Source organism: Maridesulfovibrio ferrireducens, from assembly GCF_900101105.1.
Lineage (GTDB): Bacteria > Desulfobacterota > Desulfovibrionia > Desulfovibrionales > Desulfovibrionaceae > Maridesulfovibrio > Maridesulfovibrio ferrireducens.
In genome coordinates, this window is the sequence record NZ_FNGA01000002.1 from 1 (window position 1) to 14,801 (window position 14,801).

The window sequence follows — 14,801 nt, forward strand, 5'->3', positions numbered from 1 at the left end:
GACTGTCAACCACTTTATAAAAGTTTTTGTTGCCGCCTCCCCGTGAACGACTCGCGCTCATGCCGATCAAATCGGCCTTTCGGGAAGCAGGCTGAACCTACTCAAGCAGGCCCGTCCAGTCAACAACTAAATAACTTTTTTTTCAATGATCTCCGAGTGTTACCTCAGTTGCGTTACCCCTTGGCAGCGCGGAATCGAAAACTACACATTCACCATCCTCATGTCAACCGCTTTGTGACCGGTCAGTCAAAAAAAATCCCGGGAGATGCTGTGGCGTTCAGCCGTTGCCGACCCGAGAAAGAGGTTCTATGAGAATCGCGTCCCCACGTCAACAGGTTTTTGAATTATTGTTGATATATCACCCAGAAGCATACATATAGGGACCGCCACTGACGCCCCCTATATATATAGATAGAACTCGAAGTTACTTCTTAGGACTATCGAGCAGATTGCCAAGCGCGTCGATAGCTTGAACAGGATTAACGCTCACACTGGCTTTAACCTTTGTCTGAGTAGTCTTCTTAGTATATGTAGATCCACTAAACGACTCACTGGAAGAGCCGCTCTTCCCTGTCACCCCACCCTTTATTCTGGGAGCGGCACCAATTGCCGCGGCTTTAGCTGCATCTTTAATGAACGTATCAGAATTCATCTTCGCAGGTTGAGCTGTTTGTACACTTGAAGGGGATGAAGTTACCATAGAGGTAGACGCACCGTTACCTAAAATTTCCCATTTACCACTATCAGACCTGCTAGCCTTCGCATCATACACAGATCTATGCCCCATTGAGGTCATCTTGAGTGAAAAAGCTCTGGTTGGAGCAGCATAACCGGACAAGGCTTCATGAACAACGATCAAGTATTGAATACCTGTCTGATCGTTTGTCCAGCTGAACTGTGAACCTGATTTCAAATTTTCAAGTACATAACTGATTTGCGCACGGTCAGTATCAGTAAGACTTTGAATGTCAGGCGACAAAGAACCTGTCATATCCAAGCGGGCCTGAGGAGTCATGGGTACAAGAGTTACAGCCACAGCAGAAGGTGAAAGGATATAGGCATCACCTGTCTGTTCCTGACTATCAATCGAATTAACCCCACTACTAATTCCCCATGCAGTTTTATCGCCTACCATCATTGAAGAAGAACGCATCCCTGACGATACAGCGTTCATCATCACTTTTTCCTGCTGATATATTCTTTTAATGATAACATCCTGCTGACGGAACTGATCTTTTTTAATAGTTAAAATATGGTCAGCATTACGAGCAAGATCAACTTTGCACGGGGCCTGACAAGTTTCCTTGCCATCGACAAAAACACTTGCCCCCATAGGATTTGATGAAACGGGTACTGACTGCATTTTTATCTGCGGAGCACAACCGGATGTAATACCGGCCACTAAAATTAATGCCACCAGATTTTTAGAAATATTCATTAATCCCCCGTATTGCAATTTGTGATTATGCTTTATAACGAAAAAAGGCGTGGATATCCACGCCTTAAATTTACTTCTGAACAAGTTTGATTCGATTTCCGTCTCCTAGGAGAAGAACATTCGGCTTATGCAGCCCAAGCTCATCATCATCAAGCCAAGTATAAGTACAGATAATAATTCTCTGTCCGGCCTGCCCCTTATGTGCAGCAGCGCCATTTAGACAAAACTCACCTTCCCCACCTTCTATCGCATAAGTTGTAAGCCTTTCTCCGTTGTCGACATTTAAAACGTCAACTCTTTCATACGGAAGAATTCCTGATTTTTCCAACAAATTAACATCAATAGAAATGGAACCTTCATAGTCTACATTCGCATCTGTAATTGTAGCTCTATGAATTTTTGATTTTAAAAGACAGCGACTGCCCATAGCGTACTCCTCGTGGAGAATTAAAATTAATAACGAAGCGGATAAGCGAGTAGCATGCTATTTAAGGATTCGCAATCCATTAAAACCAGCTCAACCTCCTCCAACAGCAGGAAACACCCCGAGCCTATCTCCTTCTGCGAGCTGAACATCCAGACCAGATGAAATTCCATTTATAAACACTATTTTAACTTCAGCTAAAGGAATGCCCACTCTCTGGAGAACATCACTGACGGTTTCGCCCGAAAGGATGGGAAACTTATCCGCACACTCAGGACTTTTTTCAGCAAAGGTTGCATAACAAAGAAGCGTAATATTCATACTAAACCTTATACTTGAACGTTTCTAGAAATATAAAAAATGACACATCTTGATCTTCATCCCAAAAACCGATCAAGACTAGACTCACCTGCATACGTAAAAACACTAAAATATATTCTTAAATAAAAATGATACGATTGCAACAAGCAACCAGTCTTTATATCTGATCAAACCTTTTACCAACAAAAAAGCCCGGCAAGGAAAACCTTGCCGGGCAGAATCAAGCTTTAAAAACTTGTACTAAACTTAAGCAGAGAATGCTTTTTCGAAGTTAGGTACAACCTGTTTTTTACGGCTCATTACGCCTTCAAGGTATACGGATGTTCCTTTAGGAGCAACACCGAATGCTTTTTCAACAACAGAAGGATCATCAGAAACGATAAGCATTTCGGAACCTTCTTTCATGATGTCGGTCAAAAGCAAGAAACAGCTGTGACGGCCGTCTGCTTTAACTTTTTCAAGTTCAGCATAAAGGTCAGCTTTGATGTCGTCGAAAACTGTGAGGTCAACAACTTCAAGCTGGCCAACACCGATTTTGTTACCGGACATATTAAAATCTTTGTAGTCACGGAAGATCAGGTCGTTCATGGAAGCACCTGCAACAGCAGATTTAACATTGAACATTTCCATTCCGAGAGCCATTACATCAGAAACACCAGCGATCTTAGCAAGTTCTTCAACTGCAACTTTATCAGCATCAGTGGTAGTAACGGACTTGAACATTACGGTATCACTAAGGATAGCACAGAGAACGATACCAGCGATGTTTTTAGGCATTTCTACATTGTAGAACTTGTACATTGCGTTGATAACAGTACCGGTGCAACCTACAGGCCATACCCACATTTCGAGTGGATTTGGAGTAGTAACGTCACCAAGTTTGTGATGGTCAACAACTGCAACAACTTCACCCTTACCAAGATTGTCCATGCTCTGAGAAAGATCAGAATGGTCAACAAGGATGATTTTTTTGTCAGTAGCGTCAGTCATGATAGCAGGAGCTTCACAACCAAACTTTTCAAGTACAAACTTAGTTTCAGGAGCAAGTTCGCCCTGAGAGATTGCCTGAGTTGGTTCTTTAACTTTAGACCAAAGGTCAGCGACCGCGATTGCAGATGCGATAGTATCAGTATCAGGATTTTTGTGTCCGACAGCATAAATAGTCATAATTAAATTCCTCCTAAAAATATTGTGCGTATTTGAGCTTGTGTCTTCTATCACAATCTTTTTCCCCTGCCAAGTCACACAAGACCGGCAAGAAGGACAAAACCGAAAAGAACTACACCGAAGACAAAGGTGGCATAGGCTTTACGCAGTCTCAGAGCCAATAGCCCGCCGAGACTGGCGGCAATCCATAAAAAAGACCATTGCATTTCCACAGAAGTGACAATTTCACTCCACTTGTGAAAAAATATACTAAGTATGTAATGAAGGATCACGGTACTTGTCCAGAAAAAAAGCCAAGAAGTTGCCAAAGTTCTTAAAATAGATTGAACAACAAGCCTTCGAGGCAGGTCATCACCGGACTTTCCCCTTCTGGCCCAATTAAGTAATGAGTAATATCCACGGTTATGCCACTGCCTGAGAGCATTTTCCAGCCATGCCCCTAATCTGGCTAAAGGAAGGCAGGCAAGAAGGATAAACATAACTTGAGGAGCTTCGGTAAACCCGAACGAAGTAGTTAAAGCAAGAGCGGCAAAAGTAGAAGCCAATATATGCGGGGGAATATAAGTTCCGGCAGGGATATTATCCAGCCAGAACAACTCGAAAAAAACAGCGATATTTAAACTTGTAACATAATCCCCGGTCACCACTCCCCAAAGAGCGCCGGCAACCAAAGGTCGTTCAAGTAATCCCGCATTTATTGAAAATCTGAACAGAGAAAAAACTGCAAAAAAAAACCTATCAGCGCTGCCCACGCGGGGAAAGGTAAAGCTAAGCCTTGCAACAAGTTCATGAAAACCTCACCTGCACAGGATCATTGGGAACACATCTGAAATCCAGTTCAATCCCTTGTCCTTTAAAAAAGTGCAGACAGGATTCATCATCAGAACTGAGCGCGACACTGGGTGATATTTGTTTTTTACCGGGGCCGTAATGTATATTACCAATATTAACCGTGTTAAATTTAAACCCTTTTTCTAATGCCCGCCGTAAATCTTCACAGGAAGAAAAAAGAATTATGGTATTCCCACCAGTTGAATCATATCCAACGGTCATCACGGAATTAGGTAAATCATCAATGGAAGAAAAAGAACAACTGACGGAATGAGGAATTGCAAGAGACATTATTTGTTGCTGTAAATCGTCACCCGCCACAGCGTCATCTACAACAATAATTCGTTTGGCATGAGTATAAGGCAGCCAAGTTTCAATTATCTGGCCATGAACCAATCTATTATCAATTCGCACCCAAAACATAAATTAACCTTTTGAAGTTCGTTTTCGAAGCATTTCACCAGCGATAACAATACCTTTCGTACCGGCTCTACTGACCTCTGCGGCCATATTCTGTAGGGAGTCATTACGCTTCTGAAGAGCTTTTAAAAGCATAGGAAGGCTGACTCCGGTTACAACTTCAATATCATTTGTCTGAAGAAGGGAAAGACTCAAATTTGTCGGAGTTCCTCCAAACATGTCTGTAAGGATTAAAACACCCGCTCCGCTTTTAACTTCGGAAATATTTTTTTTTAAGGATTCAACAGCAGCATCTATCCCTTTGGTACCATCCACACAAAGGGACAACACATTGTCCTGAGGTCCAACGATCAGTTCAGCCGCATCAATAAGCGCCTGACCGAAGTGCCCATGTGTCACAATCACTATCCCGACCTTGCTTGCTTCTGTATCCATTTATATTCCCGATATGAGTAACCGCAAAAAATACGGCCTTACTTTAAATTTATATGCTTATGTTCAAGATTGGCAGAATACCCACTATTCTTAAGAGTAGCAAATATTCGTTCTGCAACGGCAACAGACCTGTGTCTACCGCCGGTACACCCGACGGCTATTGTTAATCGGTATCTTCCTTCCTCCTCATAAAGAGGAAGAATATATTGAAGGAAATCCAAATATTTCTCAATAAAAACCGAACCGGGCTCCGAACCTAAAACATAATCCGAAATAGCTTTATCTCTTCCTGAGAACAGACGCAATTTTTCATCAAAATAGGGATTAGGTAAAAATCTTAAATCCATGACCATATCCGCTTCTGTCGGAACGTCATGTTTAAAACCAAAAGAAATAACATTAACCCGGAGTCCAGATGCTCCTTCAGTCAACTCCGACCACTTTTCCTGAATTCTGCGCCTGAGATCATGAATTGAGTAAGTCGTAGTATCAATTACAAGATCTGCGGCCATACGAAGAGGTTCGAGAATAATTTTCTCTTCTTCCAAAGCCTGCTCAAGACCTAATTTTTTGGATTCAAGAGGGTGAGGCCTGCGTGTGGTAGCATAACGTCTGACCAATTCAGGGAGTCTGGCTTCCAAAAAGATTAGACTGGGGCAGACTCCGCTCGATCCGAGTTTTGTACAAGTGGACTGCCAATCATCAACGAAGTCCTGTTGCCGTAGGTCCATCCCGAGAACCAGGCCTCGATAATTTTCGTCCTTACCTTTAAAAAGTTCAACGAGCCTTGCCAGCATGCTTGCAGGAAGCCCGTCAACGCAAAAAAAACGTAAGTCCTCAAAAACCTTCAAAACTGTTGATTTTCCGGCTCCGGAAAGGCCGCTGACAACAATAACCGGAAACGAGTCTGCACTTTCCACCTAAAAGACCTCCGTGATGCCCTCGATTAAGTGATATTAAGTAGAGTCAACAAGTCTTGTGGGTTCTGCGCATTTATGAACGCATCTCTAAAATTGTTATCCTTAAGCTGTCTGGATATTTGGGCAAGGACTTTTAAGTGGCTTCCAGCTCCCTGCTCAGGAGCCAGAACCATAAAAAATATCTGGCACGGCTTAGCGTCAAGAGCTTCAAAATTAACTCCTGCCCCACTTCTACCAACAACCACTGCAATATTTTCAAGACAATCCAATTTACCGTGGGGGATGGCAATGCCATCCCCTATACCGGTTGTTCCTAATTTTTCACGAGACATAAGGACTTGGAGAGCACTCTCGACATCTAGCTCAAGCCCTGTGGCCTTAAGCGCTGTCACCATTTCTCTCAGAACTCCGCTCTTATCAGAGCTTTCGAGTTCATAAATCACAAGATCCTTATCCAAATTATCATTTATTATCATCAGTTAGTATCCTGGATCAATCAACCCAAAGTCGCCATTCTTGCGACGGTAAATAACATTTATAGCTTCAGTATCAGCATTTCTAAAGACAAGGAACTCATTGTCGAGAGTCTGCAACTGCATTGCGGCTTCGTCAACCGCCATAGGCTTTGGTACAAACTGATCAGTTTCAACAATAGTCGGTTCAGAATTATCTTCTTCTTCGGTTGTGAAGCTGATTACGTCCATACGAGCCGGAGCAACGTCCTTACGCCTGTGGCTTCTCATCTTATCGCGCATGCGTCTGAGCTGAACTTCAAGCTTAGCTAGAACCAAATCAACAGTTGAATACATATCTTCCGATGCTTCATATGCTGAGATATGAATATTATCGGAACTGAAAAGGACTTCAGCAACATGTCTAATCTTATCAACTGATAAAATGACCTGCATTTCAGTATTGTCCGGATTTGTTATAAACTTATCAAGCTTTGCAAATCTGGTGTTAGCATATTCCTTCAGGTGGTCGGAGGGGTCAAAGTTCTTAAAAGTAAATGCAACATTCATATGGATACTCCTTGAGTAAAGGGTGAATATGCTTTTCTACCGAACTGCTAGAATACCTGCTTCCTCTTAGAAGAGGAACGAATTCCCATTGCAGTCCTGTATTTTGCTACAGTCCTTCTGGCGATGTTGACCTCAAGTTCATCCTTGAGCATCTCGGCAATTTTTTCATCACTCAGAGGTTTTTTACTATTTTCTTCGCTGATTAGTTTCTTAATCAGCGCCTTAACCGATTCGGACCCGACCTGCGAACCATCATCAAGTCCGAGAGCACTATTAAAGAAAAATTTAAGTTCATAAATCCCATGCGGCGTCGAAACATACTTACTTGTCGTAATTCGACTTACAGTGGATTCATGCATTTCAATATCTTCAGCCACCTCTTTAAGAATAAGCGGTTTAAGCTTGGATACTCCACTTTGAAAGAACCCTCTCTGAAACCTTACAATTGAGTCCAGAACTTTATAAAGTGTACGTTGTCTCTGATAAAGGCTCTTCATAAGCCACTGTGCAGAGCGCATCTTCTCCTGGAAATATTCTTTATCTTCTCCCTTAGTCGAAGCCAGAGTCTCTACATAAAATGAATTCATCTGTAACTTAGGGAGACCGTCCTCATTAAGGACTATAACAAAATCTCCGTCATATTCATATACATAAGCATCAGGACTGACATAGAAAGAATCCCCACCCGAAAAACTTGCCCCCGGAAGCGGATCAAGAGTCTGCATCAGATCAAGATAGCTCTTGAGGTCTTCCATACTAAGCTTAAACTTTCTCGCAAGAGGCTTATAACGATTCTTCTCAAGATCCTCTAAATGATCCCGAACCAGCGAAACAAGAATCGGATCATCATCAAGGCGTAAAACCTCTAATTGAATAAGCAAACATTCCTGAGGGGTACGTGCTGCAACCCCTACTGGATCGAATCTCTGAATCCGAGAGAGCACTCGTTCAACATCTTCGAATTCAGCATAACAGGTTTCACAAATTTCATCCAACTCAATCCGTAAGAATCCACCATTGCTAAGATTACCTATTATGCACTCACCGATGGCGACTTCCTTATCTGTAAAATTCGAGAGACACATCTGCCATGCTAAATGGCCTTCTAAAGTGGTGGCCTTAGTCATCCTCGCTTCGAAAGACATTCCTTCTTCAAGAGACTCTGACTCTCTTGTCCCGGCCTGCTTGGAAGTACTCGAAAATTCTCCCAGATAATTATCCCAATCAGCTTCGCGGGAAATAGCCGCATCTTCTAAAGTCGCTGTGCCGGATTCCGCGTCAGGGCTGTCTGTACGCTCCAAAGCTTCAGCTTCTTCAAGTATAGGATTTTCAAGTAACTCCTGCTGAACAGTATCAAGCAGTTCTAATCGGGAAAGTTGCAACAACTTAATTGCCTGCTGCAACTGAGGAGTCATCACCAGCTGCTGAGAAAGCTTTAATTGTTGTCTAAGTTCCAGTCCCATATTTTCCTGCCACCCTATGATATGCTTAAGCAGTATCTTTTACATTTTTCTAATCGAATAAAATTAACCTGTAACTATTTTCAAAAAAAATATTTTAATCTTCCTTGAACTTGATTAAAGTATGCCACACTAAGAAAGCTCATGCAAGAATTAGTACAGATTTGCCCGTAATTTCAGGATCTTTTAACCTAAAATTATTCACATGAAAAAAGTGTACCAATGTTCAGCCTTACTGTAAATCGGCAATGGTAAATTTACTGAAAAAGGAGAGTTTGTATAATAAAAATAAGATATGAAAAAGAGGGACTGGTACTGAAAAAAGAAAAAAAGACAGGTAAATAAAAAGATGAAAAAACAACAAATCAGAGACTGAAACTATCTCCAAGATACAACCTGCGTGCCTTAGTATTTTTTACAATACTTTCCGGCGCACCGTTTAGAATTACGCGGCCTTCATATACCAAGTAGGCGCGATCACATATACTTAATGTTTCACGTACATTATGATCAGAAATAAGAATACCGAGTCCCATGTCTTTCAAAGAAGAAATAATATCCTGAATTTCAATAACGGCAATAGGATCAATCCCTGCAAACGGCTCATCAAGCAGAATAAACTTAGGATCATTAATAAGAGCTCTGGCTATTTCCAGCCTGCGACGTTCACCGCCTGAAAGGTAAAGCGCTTTCTGTTCTGCCAGACGTAAAATTCCGAGCTGATCTAAAAGTTCGTTAGCTCTCATGGGAATATCTTTCCCGGAAAGACCGGTATGCTCGATAATTATTTCCAAATTTTTACGAACCGAAAGTTTCTTAAATATAGAACTTTCCTGCGGAAGATAACTGATTCCATGTCTGGCCCTTTCATGCAGAGGCCAACTGGTAATCTGGTTTTTATTAAGATAAACATCGCCGGAAGTAGGTTTAACGACTCCCACAAGCATATAGAAAGTGGTGGTTTTACCTGCTCCGTTAGGACCAAGCAAACCGACAACTTCACCTTCCTTAACATTTAAGCTTATGCCACGGACAACTTCTTTCTGCCCGTAGCTCTTAACCAGCTTGTTAGCGATTATCGAAGACATATAAATCCTATAAAATTAGTTAATAAAAAACTATGGAGCAACATTTTTAGGAGTAAAGAAGATTGCTTCAACAGGCTTATCCCCGCCGACAACTTCAGAACGGTTATCTTTCAGATAGAACTTGATCAAATTACCTTGAACAAGATTCGGACCGTCTTGAAGCTTTGCATTACCTTCCATCAAAATAATCGAATCAACCACAACAAAGGTCAGTTTTTCACATGATCCTTTACGGTTATTCATATTCACCTTGACCCTGCCCTTTGCCACAATTTCTTTAATTTTATCTTGAGTGTCTTTAAGAGAATCGCCACCGGCCTTTAAAAAAGCTGTCAGCGTATCCGATGTCAGTGTAACATCAAGCCTTACGACTTTTACATTGCCGGAAAAAGTGATTCGATTCTTGTTTTCACTGAAAGTCATTTTTTTAGAAGTGATTTTAATAGGCACTTCATCCGGTCCGCCGGGAATTCTTTTCTTAGCAGGTCTATCTTTCTTTACTTCGACCGGAGGCTCAGCATTTAAATACGCCTTATAAACATATCCAACAAGGAGACTGTCACTTTCGGCTGTTGCTCCAGCCTTAAAGACAGGAAACCATTTACCTTCTTCCGGCCCGACAAGTACAGCCTGCCCGACTTCCAGTTTGTCGACGATAAGAGACTTCGCATTAGGCTCGGAGCGGACATTAAGTACAGCCGAAGCAAACATGGTTTCAGTCACAATGGGAGCATTCAAGACTTCGTCCATCGCCTTATCCATAGAAGCAAGAGCTGTTGTACGTTTCTGTAGTTCTACTTTCTTCTTTTTCTTTTCAGCTTCAAGCTCAGCTTTACGGGTATCGATTCCCGCCATTTTTTTCTTTTCCAGATTCTTTGGATAAGCGGCAAGGAAAGGGCCCCAAGCATAACCCCAGACCGGAGTATCTTTTTTAACAAGAGTGTCTATACGATAAAGAGCATACATTCCACCCTTCTCTTTACCCACCTGAGCTCTATGTCCGGGATTCAGCACACCGACAGCCTTAGAGGTCGTTACCGGCTTCTGAATTACACTGATTTTTCGTACCGCATATCTAATTCTGGCATCATCCAGTTTAATATCAACCAAACCCTTTTTAACAAAACCCAAAGCATCTTCTTCTGAGGCAACAGGCTTATCAGCCTTGAAAATTGCGTACCATCCACCTCGTAAAAAACCGACTTTGATTTTATCACCTTCAGCTAATTTACCGGCGACAGCGGATTTTGAAGACCGCTCAATATGATAGTTAAGCTCTTTTCCCACATATCGAACATCGCCCCAATCCACTACAGGACTGTTCTGAGCAGCAGGAATTACTATTTTTTTAGAAATATAGCCTATCGGCAAACCGGATAAATCTGAAGAAGCCGGATAAACTGCAAACCATCCTTTTTCCCCTTTATCAACAAGAAAACTTTCCGCTGGAGATAACACCCAAACAACAGAAGATTTCAAATCCGCTTTTTCTCTAATATTAGCTATGGATTTAGAAATTTTGAGCTCTGTTCTGTCATAAGCATGCGCAACAGAACTTATTGCAAAAAAAGAAAGGATAAAAACCGCACAAATAAGTGCCGAAGCAGTATATGCAGAGGCAGAGGATGCAGTAGGAGAGAAACTGCGGAACAAGAATTTTTTATCAAATATGCTACTCAAATGTATACTCGCTTCTATTGTGGCATTACCACCATGCCAGGTGCTATCAGGGCTTCCAATCCATCTTCAATCATTATCTCTCTGGTTTTCAAATCGACTTTAACCCTTTGAGAACTAATATAAATAGAGGGACTTTGAACTTTGACATTTCCTTCAAGAAAAATAAGATTATCTTTCGGCTTAAAGTCCAGCGAATCCGATTGAAGCCTCATGTCATCATAATGACCTTCAACATGATCCCATAATTTAAGACCCTTACCCTGCTGACTGACTTCACCATAAAGTGCCCGGACAAAAACTTCTTTTCGGTCTCTGCCTAAATAATAAGTAACTTTAGGTTTATCAACCTTAACCATTCCGTTTTCCTGATCATAATCAGCACTTCCGGCGCGAAGAATCCATTCAATATCGCCGCCCGTCCCCTGTATCAATTCAATTTCTTCGGCAGACACATCAGAATCACTGTCGCTTCCAAATGGAGGGCTGTCGACCAAACCGCGCGCCATGTGCGGATAAGGAGCAAACTTACTTCCAAGCAAAGTACCGGTAACAAATCCGGCAAAAAGCACAGTAAGAAGCATTAAAACAAAGCTGCTCCGCTTCATTTATTCGGCCCACTCGAGCCAAATATCTTCAAGGAGTCCCTGACTATCCAGCAGAAATGAAATAGCTTCTCTTACCGCTCCGTGTCCACCGGGCTTTCTTGAAACCCACTTAGAAATTCCGATAACTTCAGGTTGAGCATTACAAACGGCCATAGGCAAGCCGACTTTCAGCATAACAGGAGCATCAATCCAGTCGTCTCCAATGTAGGCGACTTCTTCTGGCTTGAGTCCTTTTTCTTTTATCAGCTTTTCATAAAAAGGAAGTTTTTCACGTTGACCGGGAAAATAATCAGTGATTCCGAGTTCCGTTATGCGACTCTCCACAGCACCATGATTAAGTCCGGTTATAACAGCAAGTTGAAGTCCAGCCTGCTGCGCAAATTTGATCCCGAGCCCATCCTGAACATTAAAACGCTTAGTCACATTTCCCTGATGGTCATAATAAAGACCTCCATCAGTAAGGACTCCGTCAACATCCAGAATAAGAAGCTTAATTTTTGCTGCCAACTTCTCAACACGCATATTTAATACTCCATCCGGCAAGTAAATCTTTAATCAGATCTTCCGTTTGATCGAGCGGCCAGCTGTTTGGACCGTCACAAAGAGCCAAATCAGGGTCTGGATGAACTTCCATGAAAACCCCGGAAGCTCCTCCGGCAACAGCACACCGAGACAGAACAGGAACAAATTCCCGCTGTCCACCGGATTTTCCGCCAAGCCCGCTTGGGAGCTGAACAGAATGCGTGGCATCAAAAATAACAGGACAGCCGAGATCTTTCATAATTGAAAGCGAGCGCATATCAACAACAAGATTATGATAGCCGAAACTTGAACCGCGCTCTGTCAGCCATATACGATTATTTCCTGTGGAACGAATTTTTCCGACCACATGAGCCATATCCTGCGGAGCCACAAACTGCCCTTTTTTGACATTGACAATGCGTCCCGTTTTTCCTGCAGCGACAAGAAGATCTGTCTGTCTGCACAAAAATGCGGGAATCTGCAAAACATCAACGACAGCGGCAACAGGCTCGGCCTGCTCAGGTGAATGGATATCGGTAACAATAGGCAAACCTGTTTCTTCTTTGATGCGGGCAAGCCACTTTACACCTTCGTCAAGTCCCGGCCCTCTAAAAGATTCCACAGAGGTTCTGTTAGCTTTGTCAAAAGAACTTTTAAAAATAACCGTCACATCAAGACGTGAAGCTATTTCTGCCAGAACTTTAGCCGCGGTCATTGCTACTTCAAAACTTTCAAGGGCACAGGGCCCCGCTAATATAAACGGGCCCTGCACACTTTTTGTATATAATTCATCAGGGGTCAAAATAATTCAGCTCCCTAAAATCAACTTATTTATTATCACGAGCCGCTTTGATGAAATCTCTGAACAGAGGATGAGCATTCATAGGAGTAGATTTAAATTCCGGATGGAACTGACAACCTACAAACCATGGATGTTCTGGAATTTCAACAATTTCAACAAGTGTTTCGTCAGGAGAAAGGCCACTAAAAATAAGACCGCCTTCTGCAAAATTAGCTGCGTAACCTTCTTTGTTGAACTCATAACGATGACGGTGACGTTCCTGAATCTCAGGTTTACCATACGCATCCATCGCTTTTGTTCCTTCAACTATCTTACAAGGATAAGCTCCAAGACGCATAGTTCCGCCTTTATCACTGTCCTCACAACGGCATTCGGTCTTCTTGGTACGATAGTCATACCATTCTTTAATAAGATAAATAACCGAATCAGGACCGTCTTTGTCAAATTCTTCAGAATTAGCTTTAGCAAGACCAAGAACATTTCTGGCATATTCAATAACAGCACACTGCATACCTAAACAGATTCCAAAGAAAGGAATTTTGTTTTCACGAGCATACTGAATTGCGGTAATTTTACCTTCAACTCCACGAGAACCAAACCCACCGGGAACCAAAATTCCGTCAAGACCCTTGAGCTTTGCTTTAACATTCTTAGGAGTAATTTCTTCAGAGTTAACATAACGAAGTTTTACAGCAACATCATTTGCAACTCCGCCATGAATCAATGCTTCATGCAAGCTTTTGTATGCCTCTTTAAGATCAACATACTTACCGACAATACCAATAGTTGTCTCACTTTTTGGATTCTTAAGCTTATAGTTAAGATCTTTCCATGGCTGTAAATCGCAATTCTTAGCAGGCAGCTTGAGAAGGATGGCTATCTTTTGATCAAGTCCTTCCTGATAAAATTTCAATGGAACTTCGTAGATAGATTCGACATCAACGGATGTAAAAACAGCGTCGCGATCAACGTCACAGAAAAGAGCGATTTTACGTTTAATACTTTCTTCTAGCTCAACTTCACTGCGGCAAAGAATGATATCTGGATGGATACCAATGCTGCGAAGTTCTTTTACGCTGTGCTGTGTAGGCTTGGTTTTCACTTCACCTGCGGCTTTTAAATAAGGAACAAGAGTCAAATGAATATATAGAACATTCTCACTGCCAAGTTCAGAGCGGAGCTGACGAATAGCTTCAAGGAAAGGAAGGCTTTCGATATCACCAACAGTTCCACCTATTTCGATAAGTGCAACGTCTTCACCTTTAGCAACACCAAGTACAGCCTGTTTAATCTCATCAGTAACATGAGGAATAACCTGAACAGTAGCACCAAGGTAATCACCGCGTCGTTCTTTGGTGATAACGGAATGATAAATACGACCACAAGTGAAATTATTGTTCTGATTAAGCGAAACATCAAGATAACGTTCGTAATGTCCGAGATCGAGATCTGTTTCAGCGCCGTCATCCGTCACATATACTTCGCCATGCTGGAAGGGATTCATGGTTCCGGGGTCGACATTGATATAAGGATCAAGCTTTTGGATTGTCGCAGTAAGCCCTCGGGCTTTAAGAAGTGCGCCGATTGAGGCCGCAGCCAGACCTTTGCCGAGCGAGGACAAAACGCCCCCGGTAATGAATATAAACTTGGTTTTCATGATGCTCCC

17 protein-coding genes are annotated in these 14,801 nt (G+C 42.1%); all 17 read right to left on the reverse strand.

Translation table 11 applies throughout. The features are described from left to right. Positions 1 to 424 precede the first annotated feature (424 nt). Complete coding sequence (locus BLT41_RS04755) at positions 425 to 1,438, reverse strand: PEGA domain-containing protein (RefSeq protein ID WP_092158847.1); 1,014 nt, start codon at positions 1,436 to 1,438, stop codon at positions 425 to 427. Positions 1,439 to 1,508: 70 nt separating this feature from the next. After that, the gene (gene panD, locus BLT41_RS04760; RefSeq protein ID WP_092158849.1) at positions 1,509 to 1,865 is read right to left on the reverse strand and encodes an aspartate 1-decarboxylase; all 357 of its coding nucleotides are present in this window, start codon (positions 1,863 to 1,865) and stop codon (positions 1,509 to 1,511) included. Positions 1,866 to 1,955: 90 nt separating this feature from the next. Beyond that, complete coding sequence (locus BLT41_RS04765; RefSeq protein WP_092158851.1) at positions 1,956 to 2,183, reverse strand: MoaD/ThiS family protein; 228 nt, start codon at positions 2,181 to 2,183, stop codon at positions 1,956 to 1,958. A 246-nt stretch (positions 2,184 to 2,429) separates the two neighbouring features. After that, the gene (locus tag BLT41_RS04770; protein ID WP_092158853.1) at positions 2,430 to 3,350 is read right to left on the reverse strand and encodes a manganese-dependent inorganic pyrophosphatase; all 921 of its coding nucleotides are present in this window, start codon (positions 3,348 to 3,350) and stop codon (positions 2,430 to 2,432) included. A gap of 74 nt (positions 3,351 to 3,424) precedes the next feature. Continuing rightward, positions 3,425 to 4,102, reverse strand: coding sequence for a PTS sugar transporter subunit IIC (locus tag BLT41_RS04775; protein ID WP_092158855.1), 678 nt, complete (start codon positions 4,100 to 4,102; stop codon positions 3,425 to 3,427). 34 nt (positions 4,103 to 4,136) lie between these two features. Then, positions 4,137 to 4,604 (reverse strand): PTS sugar transporter subunit IIB, encoded by a 468-nt coding sequence (locus BLT41_RS04780; protein WP_092158857.1) that lies wholly within the window; start codon positions 4,602 to 4,604, stop codon positions 4,137 to 4,139. A 3-nt stretch (positions 4,605 to 4,607) separates the two neighbouring features. Further along, complete coding sequence (locus BLT41_RS04785) at positions 4,608 to 5,036, reverse strand: PTS sugar transporter subunit IIA (protein WP_092158859.1); 429 nt, start codon at positions 5,034 to 5,036, stop codon at positions 4,608 to 4,610. A 38-nt stretch (positions 5,037 to 5,074) separates the two neighbouring features. Beyond that, positions 5,075 to 5,956 carry an RNase adapter RapZ gene (gene rapZ, locus BLT41_RS04790; protein ID WP_092158861.1) on the reverse strand — a complete coding sequence of 294 codons (882 nt, stop codon included), beginning with the start codon at positions 5,954 to 5,956 and terminating at the stop codon, positions 5,075 to 5,077. A gap of 26 nt (positions 5,957 to 5,982) precedes the next feature. Beyond that, positions 5,983 to 6,432, reverse strand: a complete 450-nt coding sequence (locus BLT41_RS04795; protein ID WP_092158863.1) for a PTS sugar transporter subunit IIA — start codon at positions 6,430 to 6,432, stop codon at positions 5,983 to 5,985. 3 nt (positions 6,433 to 6,435) lie between these two features. Beyond that, positions 6,436 to 6,978, reverse strand: a complete 543-nt coding sequence (gene hpf, locus BLT41_RS04800; protein ID WP_092158865.1) for a ribosome hibernation-promoting factor, HPF/YfiA family — start codon at positions 6,976 to 6,978, stop codon at positions 6,436 to 6,438. Positions 6,979 to 7,025: 47 nt separating this feature from the next. Then, the gene (rpoN, locus tag BLT41_RS04805) at positions 7,026 to 8,441 is read right to left on the reverse strand and encodes an RNA polymerase factor sigma-54 (protein ID WP_092158867.1); all 1,416 of its coding nucleotides are present in this window, start codon (positions 8,439 to 8,441) and stop codon (positions 7,026 to 7,028) included. Positions 8,442 to 8,803: 362 nt separating this feature from the next. Further along, positions 8,804 to 9,526, reverse strand: coding sequence for an LPS export ABC transporter ATP-binding protein (gene lptB / locus BLT41_RS04810; protein WP_092158869.1), 723 nt, complete (start codon positions 9,524 to 9,526; stop codon positions 8,804 to 8,806). Positions 9,527 to 9,556: 30 nt separating this feature from the next. Then, on the reverse strand, positions 9,557 to 11,206 hold the full coding sequence (locus BLT41_RS04815; RefSeq protein WP_244512196.1) for an LptA/OstA family protein: 1,650 nt from the start codon (positions 11,204 to 11,206) through the stop codon (positions 9,557 to 9,559). A 14-nt stretch (positions 11,207 to 11,220) separates the two neighbouring features. Then, positions 11,221 to 11,811 (reverse strand): LPS export ABC transporter periplasmic protein LptC, encoded by a 591-nt coding sequence (lptC, locus tag BLT41_RS04820; RefSeq protein ID WP_092158871.1) that lies wholly within the window; start codon positions 11,809 to 11,811, stop codon positions 11,221 to 11,223. Then, on the reverse strand, positions 11,812 to 12,333 hold the full coding sequence (locus tag BLT41_RS04825; RefSeq protein ID WP_092158873.1) for a KdsC family phosphatase: 522 nt from the start codon (positions 12,331 to 12,333) through the stop codon (positions 11,812 to 11,814). Further along, a complete protein-coding gene (kdsA, locus tag BLT41_RS04830) occupies positions 12,323 to 13,135 on the reverse strand; it encodes a 3-deoxy-8-phosphooctulonate synthase (RefSeq protein ID WP_092158875.1) in 813 nt (270 codons plus the stop codon). The genes BLT41_RS04825 and kdsA overlap by 11 nt, the downstream gene beginning before the upstream one ends. A 25-nt stretch (positions 13,136 to 13,160) precedes the next feature. Then, positions 13,161 to 14,792, reverse strand: coding sequence for a CTP synthase (locus tag BLT41_RS04835; protein WP_092158877.1), 1,632 nt, complete (start codon positions 14,790 to 14,792; stop codon positions 13,161 to 13,163). Between the last annotated feature and the right edge of the window lie 9 nt (positions 14,793 to 14,801).

Excerpts from the sequence above, each read along its gene's own strand:
- BLT41_RS04780 (WP_092158857.1), bottom strand. The coding sequence starts at position 4,604 with ATGTTTTGGGTGCGAATTGATAATAGATTGGTTCATGGCCAGATAATT.
- BLT41_RS04765 (WP_092158851.1), bottom strand. The coding sequence starts at position 2,183 with ATGAATATTACGCTTCTTTGTTATGCAACCTTTGCTGAAAAAAGTCCT.
- BLT41_RS04770 (WP_092158853.1), bottom strand. The coding sequence starts at position 3,350 with ATGACTATTTATGCTGTCGGACACAAAAATCCTGATACTGATACTATC.
- panD (WP_092158849.1), bottom strand. The coding sequence starts at position 1,865 with ATGGGCAGTCGCTGTCTTTTAAAATCAAAAATTCATAGAGCTACAATT.
- BLT41_RS04785 (WP_092158859.1), bottom strand. The coding sequence starts at position 5,036 with ATGGATACAGAAGCAAGCAAGGTCGGGATAGTGATTGTGACACATGGG.
- lptB (WP_092158869.1), bottom strand. The coding sequence starts at position 9,526 with ATGTCTTCGATAATCGCTAACAAGCTGGTTAAGAGCTACGGGCAGAAA.
- BLT41_RS04795 (WP_092158863.1), bottom strand. The coding sequence starts at position 6,432 with ATGATAATAAATGATAATTTGGATAAGGATCTTGTGATTTATGAACTC.
- BLT41_RS04835 (WP_092158877.1), bottom strand. The coding sequence starts at position 14,792 with ATGAAAACCAAGTTTATATTCATTACCGGGGGCGTTTTGTCCTCGCTC.
- lptC (WP_092158871.1), bottom strand. The coding sequence starts at position 11,811 with ATGAAGCGGAGCAGCTTTGTTTTAATGCTTCTTACTGTGCTTTTTGCC.
- rpoN (WP_092158867.1), bottom strand. The coding sequence starts at position 8,441 with ATGGGACTGGAACTTAGACAACAATTAAAGCTTTCTCAGCAGCTGGTG.
- hpf (WP_092158865.1), bottom strand. The coding sequence starts at position 6,978 with ATGAATGTTGCATTTACTTTTAAGAACTTTGACCCCTCCGACCACCTG.
- BLT41_RS04755 (WP_092158847.1), bottom strand. The coding sequence starts at position 1,438 with ATGAATATTTCTAAAAATCTGGTGGCATTAATTTTAGTGGCCGGTATT.
- BLT41_RS04825 (WP_092158873.1), bottom strand. The coding sequence starts at position 12,333 with ATGCGTGTTGAGAAGTTGGCAGCAAAAATTAAGCTTCTTATTCTGGAT.